The organism is Allobosea sp. FG18, from assembly GCF_057809495.1.
Window position 1 is genome coordinate 39512 of the sequence record NZ_JBMDKB010000028.1, and the last position, 19792, is coordinate 59303.

Annotated in this window: 21 protein-coding genes; 8 read left to right on the forward strand and 13 right to left on the reverse strand. The window is 67.1% G+C overall.

The window, feature by feature from the left end; all coding sequences use genetic code 11:
- Positions 1 to 56: 56 nt before the first annotated feature.
- The 6 genes from ACODTJ_RS24970 to acnA form a co-directional block, all read right to left on the reverse strand.
- Complete coding sequence (locus ACODTJ_RS24970; protein WP_454654448.1) at positions 57 to 803, reverse strand: SDR family oxidoreductase; 747 nt, start codon at positions 801 to 803, stop codon at positions 57 to 59.
- Positions 800 to 2080, reverse strand: coding sequence for a beta-ketoacyl-ACP synthase (locus ACODTJ_RS24975; protein WP_454654449.1), 1281 nt, complete (start codon positions 2078 to 2080; stop codon positions 800 to 802). The genes ACODTJ_RS24970 and ACODTJ_RS24975 overlap by 4 nt, the downstream gene beginning before the upstream one ends.
- Before the next feature lie 10 nt (positions 2081 to 2090).
- Positions 2091 to 3224, reverse strand: coding sequence for a beta-ketoacyl-ACP synthase (locus tag ACODTJ_RS24980; RefSeq protein ID WP_454654451.1), 1134 nt, complete (start codon positions 3222 to 3224; stop codon positions 2091 to 2093).
- Positions 3221 to 3685: a 3-hydroxyacyl-ACP dehydratase FabZ family protein gene (locus ACODTJ_RS24985; RefSeq protein WP_454654453.1), complete on the reverse strand. Its 465-nt coding sequence runs from the start codon at positions 3683 to 3685 to the stop codon at positions 3221 to 3223. The genes ACODTJ_RS24980 and ACODTJ_RS24985 overlap by 4 nt, the downstream gene beginning before the upstream one ends.
- Before the next feature lie 131 nt (positions 3686 to 3816).
- The gene (locus tag ACODTJ_RS24990; protein WP_047580420.1) at positions 3817 to 4098 is read right to left on the reverse strand and encodes an acyl carrier protein; all 282 of its coding nucleotides are present in this window, start codon (positions 4096 to 4098) and stop codon (positions 3817 to 3819) included.
- A 205-nt stretch (positions 4099 to 4303) separates the two neighbouring features.
- Positions 4304 to 7003, reverse strand: coding sequence for an aconitate hydratase AcnA (gene acnA / locus ACODTJ_RS24995; RefSeq protein WP_454654455.1), 2700 nt, complete (start codon positions 7001 to 7003; stop codon positions 4304 to 4306).
- Between the two features lie 235 nt (positions 7004 to 7238).
- Here acnA and ccmA point away from each other — a divergent pair, with 235 nt between their 5' ends.
- The 5 genes from ccmA to ACODTJ_RS25020 all read left to right on the forward strand — a co-directional run bounded on the left by ccmA (position 7239) and on the right by ACODTJ_RS25020 (position 10180).
- Entirely contained in the window at positions 7239 to 7862 is a 624-nt protein-coding gene (gene ccmA, locus ACODTJ_RS25000; RefSeq protein WP_454654456.1) for a heme ABC exporter ATP-binding protein CcmA, read from the forward strand.
- Positions 7859 to 8527 carry a heme exporter protein CcmB gene (gene ccmB, locus ACODTJ_RS25005; protein WP_454654457.1) on the forward strand — a complete coding sequence of 223 codons (669 nt, stop codon included), beginning with the start codon at positions 7859 to 7861 and terminating at the stop codon, positions 8525 to 8527. The genes ccmA and ccmB overlap by 4 nt, the downstream gene beginning before the upstream one ends.
- Positions 8528 to 8646: 119 nt before the next feature.
- On the forward strand, positions 8647 to 9408 hold the full coding sequence (locus ACODTJ_RS25010; protein WP_454654458.1) for a heme ABC transporter permease: 762 nt from the start codon (positions 8647 to 8649) through the stop codon (positions 9406 to 9408).
- Positions 9405 to 9590, forward strand: coding sequence for a heme exporter protein CcmD (gene ccmD, locus ACODTJ_RS25015; RefSeq protein ID WP_454654460.1), 186 nt, complete (start codon positions 9405 to 9407; stop codon positions 9588 to 9590). The genes ACODTJ_RS25010 and ccmD overlap by 4 nt, the downstream gene beginning before the upstream one ends.
- Positions 9587 to 10180 carry a DsbE family thiol:disulfide interchange protein gene (locus ACODTJ_RS25020; RefSeq protein WP_454654461.1) on the forward strand — a complete coding sequence of 198 codons (594 nt, stop codon included), beginning with the start codon at positions 9587 to 9589 and terminating at the stop codon, positions 10178 to 10180. The genes ccmD and ACODTJ_RS25020 overlap by 4 nt, the downstream gene beginning before the upstream one ends.
- 177 nt (positions 10181 to 10357) lie before the next feature.
- On the opposite strand, the gene purQ is transcribed toward ACODTJ_RS25020, so the two are convergent.
- The 4 genes from purQ to purC all read right to left on the reverse strand — a co-directional run bounded on the left by purQ (position 10358) and on the right by purC (position 12807).
- The gene (purQ, locus tag ACODTJ_RS25025; RefSeq protein WP_454654462.1) at positions 10358 to 11053 is read right to left on the reverse strand and encodes a phosphoribosylformylglycinamidine synthase subunit PurQ; all 696 of its coding nucleotides are present in this window, start codon (positions 11051 to 11053) and stop codon (positions 10358 to 10360) included.
- Positions 11054 to 11056: 3 nt separating this feature from the next.
- On the reverse strand, positions 11057 to 11299 hold the full coding sequence (purS, locus tag ACODTJ_RS25030) for a phosphoribosylformylglycinamidine synthase subunit PurS (RefSeq protein ID WP_061966532.1): 243 nt from the start codon (positions 11297 to 11299) through the stop codon (positions 11057 to 11059).
- Positions 11300 to 11383: 84 nt separating this feature from the next.
- The gene (locus tag ACODTJ_RS25035; RefSeq protein WP_454654463.1) at positions 11384 to 11971 is read right to left on the reverse strand and encodes a hypothetical protein; all 588 of its coding nucleotides are present in this window, start codon (positions 11969 to 11971) and stop codon (positions 11384 to 11386) included.
- A 41-nt stretch (positions 11972 to 12012) separates the two neighbouring features.
- On the reverse strand, positions 12013 to 12807 hold the full coding sequence (gene purC, locus ACODTJ_RS25040; RefSeq protein ID WP_257735084.1) for a phosphoribosylaminoimidazolesuccinocarboxamide synthase: 795 nt from the start codon (positions 12805 to 12807) through the stop codon (positions 12013 to 12015).
- Positions 12808 to 13126: 319 nt separating this feature from the next.
- On the opposite strand from purC, the gene ACODTJ_RS25045 reads away from it, so the two are divergent.
- Both ACODTJ_RS25045 and ACODTJ_RS25050 read left to right on the forward strand, forming a co-directional pair.
- Positions 13127 to 13450 (forward strand): DUF1476 domain-containing protein, encoded by a 324-nt coding sequence (locus ACODTJ_RS25045; protein WP_454654466.1) that lies wholly within the window; start codon positions 13127 to 13129, stop codon positions 13448 to 13450.
- Positions 13451 to 13597: 147 nt separating this feature from the next.
- Positions 13598 to 14377 carry an HpcH/HpaI aldolase family protein gene (locus ACODTJ_RS25050; protein WP_454654468.1) on the forward strand — a complete coding sequence of 260 codons (780 nt, stop codon included), beginning with the start codon at positions 13598 to 13600 and terminating at the stop codon, positions 14375 to 14377.
- A gap of 172 nt (positions 14378 to 14549) precedes the next feature.
- Here ACODTJ_RS25050 and ACODTJ_RS25055 read toward each other — a convergent pair whose 3' ends face one another.
- Positions 14550 to 15194, reverse strand: a complete 645-nt coding sequence (locus ACODTJ_RS25055; RefSeq protein WP_454654469.1) for a DNA-3-methyladenine glycosylase family protein — start codon at positions 15192 to 15194, stop codon at positions 14550 to 14552.
- Between the two features lie 85 nt (positions 15195 to 15279).
- Between ACODTJ_RS25055 and gluQRS the strand changes: the two genes are divergently transcribed.
- Positions 15280 to 16161 (forward strand): tRNA glutamyl-Q(34) synthetase GluQRS, encoded by an 882-nt coding sequence (gene gluQRS, locus ACODTJ_RS25060; RefSeq protein ID WP_454654470.1) that lies wholly within the window; start codon positions 15280 to 15282, stop codon positions 16159 to 16161.
- Between the two features lie 5 nt (positions 16162 to 16166).
- Here the strand turns inward: gluQRS and ACODTJ_RS25065 are convergent, their stop codons facing one another.
- Positions 16167 to 17084 (reverse strand): AEC family transporter, encoded by a 918-nt coding sequence (locus ACODTJ_RS25065; protein ID WP_454654471.1) that lies wholly within the window; start codon positions 17082 to 17084, stop codon positions 16167 to 16169.
- A 112-nt stretch (positions 17085 to 17196) separates the two neighbouring features.
- On the reverse strand, positions 17197 to 19221 hold the full coding sequence (locus ACODTJ_RS25070) for a M23 family metallopeptidase (RefSeq protein ID WP_454654472.1): 2025 nt from the start codon (positions 19219 to 19221) through the stop codon (positions 17197 to 17199).
- Positions 19222 to 19792 lie beyond the last annotated feature (571 nt).

A 19792-nucleotide genomic window follows, 5' to 3' on the forward strand; every position in this document is an offset into this window, starting at 1 on the left:
GTCGGTTCACTCCGGTTCGAGGTGAACCATAGCATGAACGGCGGCCCTGGTCGAACTCAGCGATGCACGCCGAGCTGCGCCGTCAGGCCGCCATCGATCGGCAGCACGGTACCGCTGATATAGGCGGCGGGCTCGCTCATCAGGAAGGCGGCGAGGCCGGCGACCTCTTCGGGCTTGGCGAAGCGGCCGGCGGGGATCTGCGCCTGCATCTTGTCGCGATAGGCGGCGTAGGGCGCCATCATGTCGGTGTCGACGAAGCCCGGCGCGATCACGTTGACGGTGACGCCGCGCTTGCCGGTCTCGACCGCAAGCGTCTTGGCATAGGAGATCAGCGCGCCCTTGGAGGCCGCATAGGCCGCGTTGCCGGGATTGCCGCGCAAAGCTGCGACCGAGCCGATTGCGACGATGCGTCCCGCGCGGGCGCGGATCATGGTGCGCATCAGGCTCTTGGCGAGGCGGGTGAAGGCCCAGAAATTGACCTGCATCGCCGCTTCCGCCTTGTCCTGCACCATCATCGCGGCGAGCGAATCATAGGGCTGGCCGGCATTGTGGACGAGGCCGAAATAGCTCTCGCCCTCGCGCGCCTCGCAGAAGGCGTCGAGCGCCTCCTTGTCGGAGAGGTCGAGCGGCAGCGCCGTGATGGCGCGGCCGGGATGGCTGGCGGCGATCTCCTGCGCCAACGCCTTCGCCTGGTCGGCGGAGGAGCGGAAGGTGAAGTCGACATCGTGCCCTGCCGCAGCGAGCGCGCGCACGATCGCGGCGCCGACACCCTTGGCGCCGCCGGTGACAAGAATCTTGGTCATGCAGCCTCCGGAGGTGCCGTCAGCACGAGGCAGGTGTTCTGCCCGCCGAAGCCGAAGGAGTTGGAGATCACCGTCCTGACCTTCGCCTTGCGGGCCTCGTTCGGCACGACGTCGAGTGCGATGGCCGGATCGGGGCTCACATAATTGATCGTCGGCGGGATCGTGCCGTTGGCGATGGTGAGGAAGGAGATCACCGCCTCGACCGCGCCGGCCGCCGTCAGCGTGTGGCCGATCATCGACTTGTTCGAGGAGATCGGCAGCGTCGCCATGCGCTCGCCGAAGACGGCGGCGCAGCTCATCGCCTCCATCTTGTCGTTCTCCGGTGTCGAAGTGCCGTGGGCGTTGATGTAATCGACATCGTCAGGCGTCAGACCGGCATCGGCCAGCGCGTCCTGCATGGCGAGGATGGCCGGCTTGCCGTCCGGGCTCGAGCGGGTGCGGTGGAAGCCGTCGCCGCGCTCGCCGCAGCCGGCGACGATGCCCAAGATGGTCGCGCCGCGTGCCAGAGCATGGTCGTAGTCCTCCAGCACCAGGGCGCCGGCGCCCTCGCCCATGACGAAGCCGTCGCGATTCTTCGAGAACGGCTTGGCCGCGCCTTCCGGCGGATCGTTCTGGGTCGAGAGGGCGGAGAGGAGCGAGAAGCGGATCAGCGCCTCGGCATGGATCGAGCCGTCGGTGCCGATGCAGAGAGCGGCCTGGGTATCGCCGCGGCGGATCGCCTCGACGCCCATCTGGATCGCGGTCGCGCCGGACGAGCAGGCGGTCGAGAGCGAGATCGGCGAGCCCTTGGTGCCGAACCGGTCGGCGATATGGTCGGCGACGCCGCCGAAGACGAAGAGCTCGTGCATCGCCCGGAATTTGCCGGTGGCAGCGGTGCGCAGCAGGCCGTCGTAGTCCGCTTCGCCGGAGGTGGCCTGGGCCATCGCCTGCTTCTGCGGCCATTCCATCTCGACGGGCGGCACGGCCATGAAGAGTTCGCCCGGGAAATCGCCGGCCGAGCCGATGCCGCTCTGGCTGACGGCCTCCTCGGCCGCGAGCGTCGCGAGCTTCTCGGAGAGCTGCGGGGCGGTGAAGGGACCGTCGAACAGGAAATCGACGGTGCCGCCGATGCTGGTCTTCAGACCCTCGGTCGGGAAGCGATCGATGCGGTGGATACCTGACTTGCCTGCCGTCAGGGCCTGCCAGTTGGTGTCCTTGCCCTGGCCGAGCGAGGTGACGACGCCCAGCCCGGTGACGGCGACGAGCGGACGACCCTTGGCGTCGCGATGCGTGGTCATGGCTTTACCCTCACGCTTGAACAAGATGCGCGGCGCCTTCGCCACGCCAGTGGCCGGCGCCGGTGACGATCGCTTCCCTGGCCTGTCCGGCTGACAGGGCGATTGCCGCGAGCGCCACCGAAACCGGGAAGGCTGCCTCGACGCCATGGCCAACGAGATCGCCGGCCGCGATGCGCTTGGCGGAAGGGGCGGCCGCGGTGATGGCAGCCGCTTCCTCGCCGGTGATGCCGGCGCAGCCGGTCGCGGCGGAGATGGCGAGCGCGTCGCCGCCGACCGGGCCGAAGCCGCCGAGCAGCGTCGTCAGGGCCGACTGGACCGTGCCAGCCTCGCGACGGCTGCGCGCGGCGCCGGTATGCTTGAGCTTCGCATAGGCCTTGGCGCCGCGAGCCGCGGCGCGCTCGGCCGATTCCAGCACGAGGAAGGCGCCGGCACTGCCGGTGATCAGGCCCGGAGCGCTTTCGCGTTCGAAGACCGGCTTGAAATCGTCGCGGTGCAGATAGCCGCCGAGCTCGAAGAGCAGCAGCATGTCGCGCCGCTCGGCATTGTAGGCGCCACCGACCAGCATCAGGTCGGATTGGCCCGAGGCGATGCGGGCATGGGCGGTACGGACCGCGTCGACGCCGGCCTGCTCCTCGCCCATGAAGGTGCGGGAGGGGCCGGTGACACCGTGGACGATGGCGATATTGCCGGCGAGCAGGTTGGAGAGCTGGGCCAGGAACAGCGTCGGCCTGAGATCGCTCATCAGGCGTTCGTTGAGGAAGGCACCGGGCTCGTTGGCGCCGCGCAGGCCTTCCAGAATCGCCGCATCGACGGCGTGATCGCGTTCACCGCCACCGGCGGCGACGATGACCTGCAGCGCGCTCTTCGCCTCGGTGTCGTCCTTCAGCCCGGCGGAATCGAGGGCGAGGCCGGCTGCGTAAACGCCAAGCCGCTGCCAGGGTTCCATCTGGCGCTGGTCGGATTTCTTCGGGATCTGCTTGTCCAGCTCCAGCGGCGCCAGCGGGTGGAGCGGATAGGGCTTGAAGCTCTCGGTATCGACGACCGGCGGGCCGCCGGCGGCGAGCGCGGCGGCATGGGCCTCGACGCCTTCGCCGAGGCTGGAGGCGATACCGATGCCGGTGATGACCACGTCGCGGCGGTTCATGGGGCAGGCTCCGGTGTCAGGCCGATAGCTGCGATGCGGCTCTGCATCAGCGCGCGCATATCGGCGGGGAAAGGCATCAGGCGGAAGCGCAGCTCGGCATCGCAGATCGGCTTGCCTTCGCTGGTCAGCTTCACCTTGGTCGCGGCGTAGCCGGAACCCTCGATGATCAGCTCTGCACTGGCTTCCAGCTCGGTGCGAGGCTCGACGAAGGTGCGGAACCGCGCCTTGTCGACCGTCATCAGGAAGGGCATCTGCGAGAGGCCGTTGAGACCGAGCAGGAGATAGCCCGAGGCCTGCGCCATGGTCTCGGTCAGCAACACGCCGGGCACCAGCGGGTGGCCGGGGAAGTGACCCTCGAAAACCGGGCTCTCGGCAGGGACGGTGGAGCGCGTCACGATGCGCTTCTGCGACGGATCGAAGGTCACGACCCTGTCGATCATGTCGAAATATTCGAGACGCATGCGATCCTTAGGTCTGCTGGGCACCAGAACGGCGCAAGGCCGCGACACGGATCGGATGATCCGCGCGACGGCCCCTATGCTCTATCGGGAGAGGGACGCCGGCTCAAGCCCGGCGGCCTCAAGCGCAGGCTTTACGCCTTCTTGGCGGCGACGAGATCGTCGATGCGCTTGCAGAGGTTCTCGAGCACGAAATACTGCTCGGCCGGCGCCTTGCCCTCGTTGACTTCCTGCGTCCACTGCTCGAGCGGCAGCTTGATGCCGAAGGCCTTGTCGATCGCGAAGGCGATGTCGAGGAAGGCCAGGGAATCGATGCCGAGATCTTCGATCGCGTGGCTCTGCGGGGTGATCTTCTCCCGCGGAATATCGCAGGTTTCGGAAATGATGCCGGCGACCGTCTCGAACGTGGCGGACATGCTGCGGGTGCTCCCGTCTGGTATCGGTGATGGCGGACGACATCCGAGCGCGGGATATCGCCCTGCGCTTGCCCCAAGTCGCCACCGAGGATGACTGAACCGCCCCCTTACACTGCGGCGGGCGCGAGGACAACCGGGAGGCGTCCCCCATGCGTCATGGCCGGCTTGCGCCGGCCATGATCTGTCTCGTCGCTACGTTTCCGGCTTACGCGGCGAGGCCGCGCAGCACGTAATGCAGGATGCCGGCGTTCTTGAAGTAGTCGATCTCGTCCAGCGTATCGATGCGGCAGAGGATCGGCACCTTCTTCACCGAGCCGTCGGCATAGGTGATCTCGGCTTCCATCATCTGGCGCGGCTTGACGTTGGCCAGGCCATGGATGGTGACGCTCTCGTCGCCCTTCAGGTCGAGCGAGGCCCAGCTCGTGCCTTCCTGCAGGGTGAAGGGAACGACGCCCATGCCGACCAGGTTCGAACGATGGATGCGCTCGAAGCTCTGGGCGATCACCGCCTTGACGCCGAGGAGGTTGGTGCCCTTCGCCGCCCAATCGCGCGAGGAGCCGTTGCCGTATTCGACGCCGGCGAAGATAACCAGCGGCACCTTCTCCGCCTGGTACTTCATCGCCGCGTCGTAGATCGGCAGCTCTTCCTTGCTGGGATAGTGGATGGTGTAGCCGCCCTCGCGACCGTTCGGGCCAAGCATGTGGTTGCGGATGCGGATATTGGCGAAGGTGCCCCGCATCATCACCTCATGGTTGCCGCGGCGCGTGCCGTACTGGTTGAAGTCGGCCACCGCGACGCCGTTCTCGGTCAGGTAGTGACCGGCCGGAGAGGCGGCCTTGATCGAACCGGCCGGGGAGATGTGGTCGGTGGTGATCTTGTCGCCGAACAGGCCGAGGATGCGGGCGCCCTTGATGTCGCCGATCGCGGCCGGCTTCTTGCCCATGCCCTGGAAATAGGGCGGGTTCTGCACATAGGTCGACGCATCGTCCCAGGCATAGGTTTCCGAGGTCGGGGCGTTGACCGCCTGCCAATGCGCGTCGCCCTTGAAGACGTCGGCATATTTCGCCTCGAAGATGGCGCGGGTGACGTTCTGCTGGATGAAGCTCTGGATCTCCTTGTTGGAGGGCCAGATATCCTTCAGGTAGACGTCCTTGCCGTCCGAGCCCTGGCCGATCGGCTGCGTCGTCAGGTCCATCTGGATGGAACCGGCGAGCGCATAGGCGACGACCAGCGGCGGCGAAGCGAGGTAGTTCGCCTGCACGTCCGGCGAGACGCGGCCTTCGAAGTTGCGGTTGCCGGAGATGACGGCGCCCGCGATCAGGCCCTTCTCGTTGATCGCCTTCGAGATCGGCGCTGGCAGCGGGCCGGAATTGCCGATGCAGGTGGTGCAGCCGAAGCCGACCAGGTTGAAGCCGAGCTTGTCGAGATCGGTCTGGAGGCCGGACTTGGCGAGATACTCGGCGACGACCTGCGAGCCGGGGGCCAGCGAGGTTTTCACCCAGGGCTTGACCTTGAGGCCCTTCGCGACGGCGTTGCGGGCGAGCAGGCCCGCCGCCATCAGCACCGAGGGGTTCGAGGTGTTGGTGCAGGAGGTGATGGCGGCGATGACGACGTCACCATGACCGAGATCGAAATCCTCGCCCTCGACCTCAACGCGACGCGAAATCTCGGCGCCCTTCTTGTAGTCGGTGTCCATCGCGGCGGCGAAGCCGGCCTTGACGGCGGAGAGATCGACGCGGCCTTCCGGGCGCTTCGGGCCGGCCATCGAGGGCTGGACCGTGGAGAGATCGAGCGCGAGCGTGTCAGTGAAGACCGGGTCGGGCGTCTCAGGCGTGGCGAAGAGGCCCTGCGCCTTGCTGTAGGCCTCGACCAGCGCGATGCGCTCGGCCGTGCGGCCGGTGGTGGTGAGATAGTCCAGCGTCTCGCTGTCGACCGGGAAGAAGCCGCAGGTCGCGCCGTATTCCGGGCCCATGTTGGCGATGGTGGCGCGGTCGGCCAGCGTCAGGTTGTAGAGGCCGGGGCCGAAGAACTCGACGAACTTGCCGACGACGCCCTTCTTGCGCAGCATCTGGGTGACGGTGAGCACGAGGTCGGTCGCGGTGATGCCTTCCTTGAGCGAGCCGGTCAGCTTGAAGCCGATCACCTCAGGCAGCAGCATCGACTGCGGCTGGCCGAGCATCGCGGCCTCGGCCTCGATGCCGCCGACGCCCCAGCCGAGGACGGCGAGGCCGTTGACCATGGTGGTGTGCGAATCGGTGCCGACGACCGTATCGGGATAGGCGACCTCGACCTCGACGCCGTCGATGGTCTCCTTGCGGGTCCAGACGGTCTGGGCGAGGTACTCAAGGTTGACCTGGTGGCAGATGCCGGTGCCGGGCGGGACGACGCGGAAATTGTCGAAGGCGCCCTGGCCCCACTTGAGGAACTTGTAGCGCTCGGCATTGCGCTCGTATTCGAGCTCGACGTTCTGCGAGAGCGCCTTGGGCGTGCCGAACTCGTCGACGATGACCGAGTGGTCGATGACGAGATCGACGGGCACGAGCGGGTTGATCTTCTGCGGGTCGCCGCCGAGCGCCTTGACGCCGTCGCGCATCGCGGCGAGGTCGACCACCGCCGGAACGCCGGTGAAGTCCTGCATCAGCACGCGGGCGGGGCGGAAGCCGATCTCCTTGCCGGCGGTGCCCTTGTCGTCGAGCCAGGCGACGAAGCCCTCGATATCGGCCTTGGTGACGGAGCGGCCGTCCTCGAACTGCAGGAGGTTCTCGAGCAGCACCTTCATCGAGAAGGGCAGCTTGGAGATGCCGGGCAGGCCGTTCTTCTCGGCATCGGGAAGGGAGTAGTAGGTGTAGGTCTTGCCGCCGGCGGTGAGCGTCTTGCGGGCTTTGAATGAGTCGAGCGAGGCCATTCGGGCTTGATCCTGATCAAGGGGTTGCGGTCGCGACCGACATGTCTTCAAGGGATACTGCCCTTGCGGACGATGCCGTTCGAAGGCCTAATGCGCATGACGCGCGCGCCGCCTCGGGAGTGCCCGAGCCCCGCGCCGGATCGGCGTGCGGCGTAGCCGCGGGTTCTATAGAGCAATTCCAAGAAGCGCGCTAGATGAACGAAATGAGCTCGGACGTATCTGCGGCAGCGCTGCCTTGAAACCCGCTTCCTTTCCCCCGACCAGCCTTCACGCTGAAGAACTCGCCTGCCGCCGTGGCGGCCGGTTGATCTTCGAAGGCTTGAGCTTTGCGCTGCGCCCGGGCGAGGCCATCGCGCTGACCGGCCGTAACGGCGCCGGCAAGTCGAGCCTGATCGCGATGCTCTGCGGAAGGCTCAGGCCGGATGGCGGCAGCATCCGGCTGGAGGGCGTGGAGGACGAGGCCGATCTCGCGGAGATCGCGCATCTCGTCGGGCATCGCGACGGACTCAAGACTGCGCTGACCGCGCGCGAAAACCTCGCCTTCGCGCAGGATGTGCTTGGGCATGCCGCAGCGACCCCGGACGAGGCGCTGGCGGCGGTCGGGCTCGGCCATGCCGCGGAACTGCCGGCCGGCTATCTCTCGGCCGGGCAGCGGCGGCGGGTCGCGCTGGCACGGCTTCTGGTCTCGCGCCGTCCCTATTGGCTGCTCGACGAGCCGCTTTCGGCGCTCGATACGGCTTCGCAGGCGATGGTCGCCGGATTGATGCGCGATCATCTCGCGCAGGGCGGTGCGATCCTGGCCGCAACTCACGGCCCGCTCGGGCTCGAAGGCACGCGCGAGATCAGGATCGGGGCATGAAGCGCGCTTTTCTCGCAATCCTGAAGCGCGACCTTGCCGTCGCCAGCCGGGCCGGTGGGGGCGGCGAGTTGGCGCTCGTCTTCTTTCTGACGATGGTCGTGCTCGTGCCCTTCGCGCTGGGGCCCGATCTCAACCTGCTCTCACGGATCGGTCCGGCGATCCTCTGGCTCGGCGCGCTGCTTTCGGTGCTGATCGGGCTCGACCGCTTGTTCCAGAGCGACGAGGAGGACGGTTCGCTCGACCTGATCCGGGCTTCGGCCTTGCCGTTGGAACTGGCGGTTCTGGCCAAGGGGTTGGCGCATTGGTTGACGACGGGCTTGCCGCTGGCGCTGGTTTCGCCGCTGCTCGGCCTGCTGGTGGCGTTGCCGGGGGAAGGTGTGTTGCCGCTGGTCGCGACGCTTCTGGTGGGCACGCCGGCCCTGAGCTTCATCGGGGCGGGCGGAGCGGCGCTTGCCGCGAGCCTGAAGCGGGGCGGGCTGATCGTGCCGGTGCTGGTCGCGCCCCTGACGGTGCCGGTGCTGATCTTCGGGGTGTCCTCCGCCAACGCTGCTGTCGGCGGCACCGTGCCTTTCCTGACGCCGTTCCTGATCCTGTGCGCGATTTCGCTGGGCGCGATCGTGGTCGGCACCGTGGCCGCGGCGGCGGCCCTGCGCTCGGCCGATTGAGCGATGCCCCTCCGGTTCGTGATGTCGCAGCCAGCTCCCACGCATTGCTTGGAACCCGTCGAGATTGCTAAAGCTGCCACCATGGCGCTCAAGCCCCCGCAACTGACATCGCCGGCATCATGGCCAGCCTGATCGACCTCGCGAATCCGACGCGCTTCATGCGCTTCTCGGCCGTGCTGCTGCCGTGGCTTGCCGCGATCGCGACATTGTCGATCATTGTTGGCCTGTACCTCGCCTGGTTCAAGGCGCCGGCCGACTACCAGCAGGGCGAGACCATCCGGATCATGTTCATCCATGTGCCGGCCGCCTGGCTCGCCATGATGTTCTATTCGATGATGGCGCTTTCGGCGCTGGGCACGCTGGTCTGGCGCCATCCCCTCGCCGATGTCGCGCAGAAGGCGGCCGCTCCGATCGGCGCCTGCTTCGCGCTGATCTGCCTGATCACCGGCGCGCTCTGGGGCAAGCCGATGTGGGGCACCTATTGGGTCTGGGACGCGCGGCTGACATCCATGCTCGTGCTGCTGCTGATCTATCTCGGCATCGTCGCGCTCTGGCGGGTTCTCGACGATCCCTCGCGCGCGGCGCGGGCCGTCGCCATCCTGACGCTGGTCGGCTTCGTCAACGTGCCGATCATCAAGTTCTCGGTCGACTGGTGGAACACCCTGCACCAGCCGGCCTCGGTGCTGCGCATGGGCGGGCCGACGATCCATCCCGCGATGCTGTGGCCGCTGCTGATCCTGGCGGTCGGTTTCACGCTGATGGCGCTGTCGCTGCACATGGTTGCGATGCGCGCCGAGATCATGCGCAGGCGGGTGCGGACACTGACGATCCTCGAAGCCGAGCGGCTCGACCGCTTGGCGGCGCAGGGAGTGCCGGCATGAGCGGATTTCTGGACGCAATCGGGCCGCATGCCGGTTTCATCCTGGCTTCCTATGGCGCCTCGGCGCTCGTCCTTCTCGGATTGACGCTGGCGATCCTGCGCGACCATGCCGCCCAGAAACGGGCACTCGATGCGCTGGAGCGTCGCGGCGCCGGTCGCCGTTCGGGCCGGGAGGCGGCATGAGCCAGGTCGAAGTCACGCCGCGGCGGCGTTCGCCGCTGGTTTTTCTCGCGCCGCTGATCATTTTCGGCCTGCTTGCCATCGTCTTCGGCATCGGGCTGTTCAGTGGCGACAAGAGCAAGGTGCCCTCGGCTCTGATCGGGCGTGTCGCGCCGGCGATCACGCTTGCGCCGCTGGACGGGCTGCAGCGGGACGGCAAGCCGGTGCCGGCCTTCGGCAGTGCCGATCTCGCGGGGGGGAAGGCGACGCTGGTCAATGTCTGGGCGAGTTGGTGCGCGCCCTGCCGCGTCGAGCATCCCGTGCTGATGGGCCTCGCCGAGACTGACGCCGTCAAGCAAGGCAAGGTCGCGCTGGTCGGGATGAACTACAAGGACGAGGCCGAGAATGCCCGCCGTTTCCTCGGTGCGCTCGGCAATCCGTTCTCGGCGGTCGGTGTCGACCGGGCCGGGCGCGGCGCGATCGAATGGGGCGTCTACGGCGTGCCCGAGACCTTCGTCATCGGGCCGGATGGCCATATCCTCGACAAGCATGTCGGGCCGCTCGACCAGAATGCGGCGAGCAAGCTGCTGCAGCGGGCGCTGAAGGCGCGCTGACAAGGCACGACCCACCCCCTCTCCCCTTGCGGGAGAGGGGGTGGGGTGAGGGGTCGCGCTGTGCTGAATCGTTTTATGGTCGGTTGTGCGCTAACCGGAGAGGCCTGAGCGACCCCTCATCCGTCTCGGCTTTGCCGAGCCACCTTCTCCCGCAGGGGGAGAAGGGAAGGCTGCGCCTCAGGCCGCGCGCCTGGAGCCGACGAGGCTCTGGAACAGGCCGCGCCCATCCGTACCGCCGACCAGCGAATCGATCAGGTTTTCCGGGTGCGGCATCAGGCCGAGCACGTTGAAACCGGGCGAATAGATGCCGGCGATGTTGTTGAGCGAGCCGTTCGGGTTTGCCGCCGGGGTTACATTGCCCTCGGCATCCGCATAGCGGAAGGCGACGAGGCCTTCGCCTTCGAGGCGGGCGAGCGTCTCGGCATCGGCGATGTAGTTGCCTTCGCCATGGGCGATGCAGACATCGATCGCCTGACCCTTGGCATAGGCGCTCGTATAGGGCGTATCGTTGCGCTCGACCTTGAGGTACTGGCGCTTGCAGACGAATTTCAGATGGGCGTTGCGCACGAGGATACCGGGCAGGAGCCCTGCCTCGCAGGCGATCTGGAAGCCGTTGCAGATCCCCAGCACATAGCCGCCGCGGGCGGCATGGGCGCGGGTCGCGTCCATGATATGGGCGCGGCCGGCGATGGCGCCGGTGCGCAGATAGTCGCCATAGGAGAAGCCGCCCGGCAGCACGACGAGATCGGTCCCGGCCGGCAGCTCGGTGTCGCCGTGCCAGACATGGGTGACTTCGGCGCCGGCCTGCTTCAACGCCTTGGCGACGTCGCCCTCACGGTTGGAGCCGGGAAAGGTGATGACGGCGGCTTTCATCGCTCAGGCTCCGATCTCGACGCGGTAGTTCTCGATCACGGTATTGGCGAGGAGCTTTTCGCAGGCGGCCTTGAGGGCGGCCTCGGCGGCGGCCTTGTCCGAGCCCGAGAGCTCGATATCGAAGACCTTGCCCTGGCGCACCGATTCCACGCCGGCGATGTCGAGCGACTTCAGCGCGCCCTCGATCGCCTTGCCCTGCGGATCGAGCACGCCGTTCTTCAGGGTGACGGTGACGCGGGCTTTCATGGTGTTCTCCGGACGCGGATTGTTACGGGGTGCTTTAGAGGCGAATCGGGGCGGGCTCAACCGTTTCCCACCGTTTCACGTGAATCAGCGGCTGCGCCAGGCGGCCTCGGCGTCGCGGCGGGCGGCTTCGGCGGTCTCGCTCACGGCAAGCGCCAGCACGAGACGGTCGCTCTCGCGGCCGTAGAGGATCGCGGTGACAGCCTGGCGGCCGGCGGTGTCAAGCGAGCGGATGGTGACGAGAACGCCTTTGGCTTCAGCCGAATCGATGCGAGCGACATCGGTGGTGCTGCGGGCTTCCGGTTTCGCTTCCGGCTTCTTCTTCTGGTTGCGCTGCGCCTTGCGGCGCTCGGCCGCCTTCGCAGCCGCGAGCTGAGCGAAGGCTTGCCCGAGGCTGGCTGGGCTTTCCGACAGGGCCTTTTCCATGTCGCGCGCCCGGCCGCCTTCGAGGGCGACGACCGCCGCAAAGCCCTGGCGCGTGCAGCTGTCGCGCGGACAGAACACCATCGAGCGGGCTTCGAGCCCGTCATTCAGCACCCAGGAGCCGATCGGCAGGGGCTGCCAGCCTTCTGAAGCCGGCAGATCGGCGATGCCGGGTCCGAAATGATGCGAGCAGGCTCCGAGTAGGAGGCTGCCGGTCAAGAGCAGGGCCGCGACATGAAAACGGGAGCGCATGCGCTCCCGTGTCATTCGCGAAAATGGCGCCGCGATGGCCTTCACTGCACGAGGCGCGGGCCGGATGGGCCGGGGTTCTCGTTCTCGCCCAAGATGCCGAGGCGGCGGGCGACTTCGGAATAGGCCTCGATCAGGCCGCCCATGTCGCGGCGGAAGCGGTCCTTGTCCATCTTGTCCTTGGACTTGATGTCCCAGAGACGGCAGGAATCCGGGCTGATCTCGTCGGCGACGACGATGCGCATCATCTCGCCTTCCCAGAGGCGGCCCGTCTCCATCTTGAAGTCGACGAGGCGGATGCCGGCGCCGAGGAACAGGCCGGAGAGGAAGTCGTTGACGCGGATGGCGAGCGCCATGATGTCGTCGATCTCCTGCGGCGTCGCCCAGCCGAAGGCGGTGATGTGCTCTTCCGAGACCATCGGATCGTTCAGCGCGTCGTTCTTGTAGTAGAACTCGATGATCGAGCGCGGCAGCTGCGTGCCTTCCTCAAGGCCCAGCCGCGTCGCCAGCGAGCCGGCGGCGATGTTGCGCACGACGACCTCGAGCGGGATGATCTCGACCTCGCGGATGAGCTGCTCGCGCATGTTCAGCCGGCGGATGAAATGCGTGGGCACCCCGATATCGTTGAGATTCGAGAAGATGTGCTCGGAGATGCGGTTGTTGAGCACGCCCTTGCCGTCGATCACTTCATGCTTCTTGGCATTGAAGGCGGTGGCGTCATCCTTGAAATGCTGGATCAGCGTACCGGGCTCGGGTCCTTCATAGAGGACCTTCGCCTTGCCTTCGTAAATGCGACGGCGGCGATTCATGGGTATGTACCGTGGCTTGAGGAAATCCAAAGGTTGGCCCTTCTCTGGACGCGATGGGGTCGCGGCGGGATCTGGCCCCTGATCTGTTCTTGTCCTTCGCCGTCGGCTTGCCGGAGCCGCACAAGGCGAATCCAGCGGCGGCAACGGCGCCGGTTGTGAGCGGGAGCGCCAAGGGCGCCCTCGCGCCTGCTATATGGAGTGTCTGCGCCGCAAACGCAACAAATCGGCGTCCGGAGGCCTCCGGACGCTTAAAGACCGCTGAAGATCCCGATCGAGGCTGGTCCTTGCCCTGCCATCGGCCTATATGTCTGGGGCTATATATCGCCCCAGACAAGGACATGGACGCCGAATGACGACCTTCGACCAGCGCAAGGATGCCTACGAGAACAAGTTCGCCCATGACGAGGAGCTGCGCTTCAAGGCGACAGCCCGGCGCAACAAGCTGCTCGGGCTCTGGGCTGCCGAGAAGCTCGGCAAGAGCGGCGCCGATGCGGAGGCCTATGCCAAGTCGGTCGTCGTGGCCGATTTCGAGGAGGCCGGCGACGAGGACGTGGTGCGCAAGGTCAAGAACGACTTCGCGCTTGCCGGCGTCTCCGTCACGGATACCGAAATCCGCACGGTGATGACCGAGCTGCTGATCAAGGCGGCCGACGACATCCAGGCCGCACGCTAAGCGCACGCCTTCGGCCGCGTCCCGGCTGACGCAGGACGTCTTTGAAACGGGCGCATGGGCGCCCGTTTGCTTTTCCGGGCTGACACTGTTCAACCTGCATCGACCGCCGCAACGCCCGAAATGCGGCCAGACACGGATGAACGCATCATGGCCAAGCCCACCGTCCTCGCTTCCCTCGCCGATCGTTTCGCCCGGGGTGACAGCGTCGTCTCGGCCTGGTGCGGTTTGCCCGACCCCTCCGTCTCGGCGATCCTGGCGCAGGAGGATTTCGATGCGATCACGCTCGACATGCAGCACGGGCCGATCACGCTCGCCGAGGTCATTCGCGCGATCCCGCTGATCAACGCTGCCGGCAAGCCGGTGATCGCGCGCATTCCGGTCGGCGAGTTCCAGAACGTCTCGAAGCTGTTCGACAGCGGCGTCTCCGGCGTCATCGCGCCGATGATCAACACGATGGAGGATGCGCGTCGCTTCGCGGCCTATGCCAAGTATCCGCCGATGGGCGAGCGCAGCTGGGGCAGCTATGGCGGTCTCGGCGCCTCGGGCCTCGACCAGAACAGCTATCTCAAGACCGCCAACAGCTTCTCGATGACCTTCGCGATGATCGAGACGCGCGAGGCGATGGCGATCGTCGACGACATCCTGGCGCTGGACGGGATCGACGCCCTGTTCGTCGGGCCGTCCGACCTGTCGATCGCATTGTCCGGCGGGGCGAAGGTCGATGCCACCGCGCGCGAGGTCGATGAAGCGCTCAAGCATGTCGTCGCCCGCGCCTCGGCGGTGAACAAGCCGGTCGCTTTCTATTGCGCGACGGCGGAACGCGCCAAGCAGGGCCTCGAGATGGGCGCGCGCATGGTCACGGTGATGAGCGATTCCGGGATGCTGAAGGCGGCTGCGCAGGCGGCGCTGAAGATCACACGGGGCTGATCTCGGATTACGTCTCCTCGCCTCTCGCTTTTACGAGGAAACACGCCGTCATCCCGGGCTTGACCCGGAATCCATGCCGGACCGGTCCCGATAAAGGTTCAGGCATGGATCCCGGATTTCCGCTTCGCTGCGTCCGGGATGACCCGCGCTCTTCTTAAACATGCGACGCGCCTCAGGCGTTGATGCCCTCGCGGCGTTTCAGCAGGGCGTAGTCCGCCCAGAGCAGTCGCGCCGCGACGCCGCGCCATGGCCGCCAGGCTTCCGCCATGACCTGAAGCTCGGCCGGCTTCGGTCGGGCCGTGAGGCCGAAGGCGTGGCGGGCGGCTTCCTGGATGGCGAGGTCCCCGGCGGCGAAGCCGTCGCGGTGGCCGAGGCAGAACAGCAGATAGACATCCGCCGTCCAGGGCCCGATGCCCGAGATCGCCGTCATCTGCGCGTGAACCTCTTCCGGCGAGGCGTGTTCGAGCGCCTCGAAGGCGAAGCGCCGCTCGACCAGTGCGCTTGCGAGCGCGAGCAAGGTGCGCTGCTTCGGCCGCGACAGGCCGGACAGGCGCATGTCGTCATCGGTCGCAGCCAGGACGCGCTCTGGCGTCAGCGGGACGAAGACCCCGGCGAACCGGTTCCAGACGGCGCGCGCGCTGGCGACCGACAATTGCTGGGATACGATGATCGCGGCGAGGCCGGGAAAGCCGCCCTCGCGCAGCCGCAAGGGCGGCAGGCCGGTGCGCGCGACGATCGGCTGCCAGTCCGGGTGCAGGGCGACGAGGGCGGCCATGCCTTCCTCGAGATCGGCGTTTGATGTGATTCTCTCGATCATGGTCCGGGTATCGATGGCAGAGGCGACGGCTTTCGTCAGCAGGCAGCGGCTTGGCGCAGATGCGCGCAATGCCTAGACAGGATCGATGCAGCCCGCTCCACCCGTTTTCCGCTTCGCGCCGAGCCCGAACGGGCGGCTGCATCTTGGCCACGCGCTGTCGGCCCTGACCAATGAGGCGCTGGCCCGGCGTTTCGGCGGGCGCCTGCTGCTGCGGATCGAGGATATCGACCTGACCCGGTGCCGACCGGAACTCGTCGAGGGGATCGAGGCCGACCTGGCCTGGCTCGGCATTCGTTTCGAGCCCGGCTTCCGCAGGCAATCCCAGCATTTCGACGATTACGCCGGAGCGCTGGGGAGGCTGCGCCGGCGGGGGCTGGTCTATCCCTGTTTCTGTTCCCGGCAGGAGATCCGCAATGCGGTCGCGGCGCGGGAAACCGCGACCGGGCAGCCCTGGCCGGTCGATCCGGATGGCGCGCCGCTCTATCCCGGTTCCTGCAAGGGGCTCGCTTCCGACAATGCGGCGCAGCGCATCGCGGCCGGGGAACCGTATGTGCTGCGGCTCGACATGGCGGCGGCGCTCGCGGCGGCCGCGCTGCCGCTGAGCTATACGGTCTTCGATGCCGACGATGCCCGGCAGTCCGTGCCGGCTGCGCCAGAGCGCTGGGGCGATGTCGTGCTGGCCCGCAAGGACGTGCCGACGAGCTACCATCTCGCGGTCACCGTCGACGATGCGCTGCAGGGCGTGACCCATGTCGTGCGCGGCCGCGATCTCGAAGCGGCGACGGATGTCCACGTCCTGCTGCAGCATCTCCTCGGTCTGCCGACGCCGCTCTATCACTTCCACCGCCTGCTGCTCGACGACGACGGGCAGAAGCTCGCCAAGAGCCGGGATTCGCAGGGCCTTGCGGATTTGCGCGCCGATGGGATCACCGCGACAGAGATCCGCCGGCAGCTCGGCTTCGCCTGAACCCCTCAGCCGACGCCGAGGAAGGTCAGCCAGGCGGCTGTGGTGAACAGGGAGAGCAGGGTCGAGAGCGTGATCGCGCTCGATGCATCGGCCACGCCCTGCCGGTAGCGCTCGGCGAAGAGATAGGCGTTGATCCCGCACGGGCAGGCCGCGAACAGCACGGCGACGCCCGACCAATGCGCGGGCATCTCGAAGACCCGCGTCGCCAGCCAATAGACCAGCAGGGGATGCAGGCCGAGCTTCAATCCGCTGAGGACCGCCGGCAGGGCGAGGCCGGATTCGAGGCCGTAGCGGCGCATGGCGATGCCCAGGCTGATCAGCGCGCAGGGCACGGCAGCGCCTGCCAGCAGATCGACCAGCGTCCAGGCCGGCTCGGGAATGTACGCGATGAATGGACGGGCTGCCGATCCCAGCAGGATGCCGATGATGATCGGATGGGTGAACAGGCGCTTGACCAATTGCGGGATCGAGGCCGACCGCCCTTCCGCCAGCAGCGTCGCCGCCGTCATCGTGACCGGCAGATGGACGGCGAGCAGCAGGCCGAGCGGCACGGCGCCGGCATCGCCATAGGCCTTCAGGATCATGGGGACGCCGACGAAAACGGTGTTCGACTGCGCGGCGGCAAAGCCGGAGACGACGAGTTCCGGCCCCTTCCGAGCGAAGAACCTGGCCGCGATGACCATCGCCAGCGCCCAGACCACGGCGAGGCCGGCGAAATAGGCGATCCAGTAGCCCCAGGGCTGTGTCATGGGGATGTCGGCCTTGGCGAGCGTGCGGAACAGCAGGCAAGGCACGGCGAGGACGAAGACGAAATCCGACAGGCCTTCGCCCGTGGTCTCGCGCAGGAGCTTGCTCCAGCGTGCGAGATAGCCGAGGCCGATCAGCCCGAAAACGGGCAGGACGACGAGGAGAGAAGCGAGCATGGCTTCGGAACTCGCGCGAGAGAGGAACGCCAGCCTCCGCGGTGTCCGCTTGCGGAAGCGCTGTCAAGCAGCCGAAGCGGAGCGGAGGTTCTAGCGCTTTGCCGTCATGCGCTCAGCGCAATTGCGCGAGCGTGCCGCCGGCTTTCTCGATCAGGCCGCGGATCTCGTCGCGCTGGCGCTTGAACTCGGCGAGCGTCGTGCCCTGGAGCTCGCGCCCGCGGGGCACGCGGATCTTCATCGGGTTGACGAAATTGCCGTTGACCAGAACCTCGTAATGCAGATGCGGGCCGGTGGAGAGGCCGGTATTGCCGAGATAGCCGATGACCTGGCCCTGCCGCACCTTGGCGCCCGGCACGATGCCGTTGGCGAAGTTCGACTGGTGCGAATAGGTGGTGACATAGCCGTTGGCGTGCTGGATCTCGGTGTGCTTGCCATAGCCGGAGGACCAGCCGGCCTTGAGCACGGTGCCGTTGCCGGCGGCGAGGATCGGCGTGCCGATCCGGTTCGACCAGTCGACGCCGGTATGCATCTTCGAATAGCGCATGATCGGGTGGTAGCGCATGCCGAAGCCGGAGCGCAGCTCGCCATCGGCGATCGGCTTGCGCAGCAGGAACTTCTTCAGCGATTTGCCCTCGTCGTCGAAATACTCGATCAGCCCGTCATCGGGGGCCTGGTAGCGGAAGACCCGGCGCGCCTCGCCGTTCACCGTCAGGGTCGCTGACAAAATCTCGGCGCGCTCGCCCTCGTCCTCTTCGGTGAAGATCACCTCCAGATTGTCGCCGCCATGGACGCGCTGCTGGAAATCGAGATCATAGGAGAAGATGCGGACGAGTTCGTCGATCAGCGGCCGCGGCAGGTCATGCCGCGCGCCGGTCTCGTAGAGACTCTCGTAGAGCCGGGCGGCGCCCGAACCCTCGTCCTCGTCGCCGTCATCGGTATTGCGTCGCTGCGGCTTCTGCGGGCCGACCGGCTCCTGGCGCGGCAGGTCGACCGGTACGAAGGCGCCCTTGTCATTCATCGCGACGGTGGCGTCGGGCTGGCCGTTGCTGAGCAGCGAGACGCGCATGATCTGGCGGGGGTCGCCGGGGCGAGGGCCTGGTGCGTAGAGCACCTGCAGGACCTGGCCGTCAGGCAGGGCCGAGGTCCTGACCTTGCCGCCGAAGGCCGCGATGATCGCGCGGATCTGCTCGGGGGCGACGCCGGCGCCGCGCATGGCCTGCTCGAAATTCTCGCCGCGCTTGGCCATCAGCAGCTTGTCCTCGACGAGAGGCTCGCGCGAGGCCGGGATCGGCGTCTTCGGGGCGTTGGTGACGTTCTCCGGCACGACGCGGACCTCGATGCCGGAGAAGCGGGTATCGGTCGCGGGCGCATAGCCGAGGATATCGGTGCCCGGCGTCGCCGCGCCGGTCAGGGTGCGGCTCAGCATCAATTGCGGCGGGATCGGCAAAGCGCGTTGGCGGCCGGAATTCGCCAGGTTGGCGCGCTCTTCCTCGATCTGCGAGATCACCTCGGCGTCGCTGAGCTGCGGCTTGCCTGAGGGGAGGGTCAGGTCGCCGAGATCGCGCTTGACGATGGTGACGTCGGCATCCGGCATGTCCTGGGCCGGCTCGGCATAGCGCTCCTCCGGCTGCCCGCCCTCGGCGAAGAGGCGCAGCGGATTGAAGGGCGGGATATTGGCGGCATAGACGCCGGTGGTGAGCGACAGGTTGGAGGCAAGCCGGACGAAGGGCCGGACGCGAATGACCTCGCGATCCCCGGTGCGCTGCGACATCGGCGCGCGCAGGGTGTGACGGGCTGACATGACCGGCTGGTCGGCGACGAGCTTGTTGGCCTTGCGTGCCCCGCCGCCATCGCCTGCAGCCGAGGAGGCGCGGATGGCGACCGTCTCGGGCTGCTCCGGATAGCTGGTGTCACCGCGCATCGCGACGAGGATCGCCGCGCCGAGCAGGGCTGCGCCGCAGGAGCCGACGAGAGCGCAGGCGAAGAGCCAGCGCAGCGAGACGCCACGACGGTCCAAAGGCTGCTGGCGCGAATCGACGGGCTGGATCGGCGGCTCGATCCCGAGATCGACCAGAAGAGCCGCCGCCTCAGGGGCAAGCGGCTCGGCCGGCTGTGCGAACTCGGGATGGGCATTCATCGTGTGGCGGCTGCTTCTTGCGGGCTGTCTCGAAATCTCGATGGCGATCTGCGCGATGGCGAAATTGCCTCGAGCGCATCCTGACGAAAGCGCGCCAGGACCATGCCCGTGCCGGAGACCGGAATCAATCCGTTCAGCCGTGGACGATCTCCTGTGCTGGGAGATTGCGGCTGTTTTGGGAAGCGGGGGCGCTGTTACGGGCCCTAACGCGCGCGCGTCGCGACCGCGCGTGCTATACCGGGCTCGAATACGCTCGGCCGCTTTCCTCTCGAAAGCCGGGTCGCGGAGGCGGCTGGCCCGGAGGCGCGCTCCGGGGCCGCCGTCGTCGGCAAAAAATCTGCTGCCAACAGGGCCGATCGCTGCGAGCGTCCCTTGGGGGAAACTCAGGCCGAGCGCCGAACTGGCCAAAAACCCTCAAAAACGACCCTTCTGAGCGGGTTTTGAGGGGCTCCAAAAAAAGAAATGCGATCCGTCAAAAAAACTTCATCGAGCGTGTTGACTTCCAATCCGGGCCTGGCCTATAAACCGCCCATCGAGACGGCGCCGCCGCTGAGCGGCGCCTCTTCTGCGC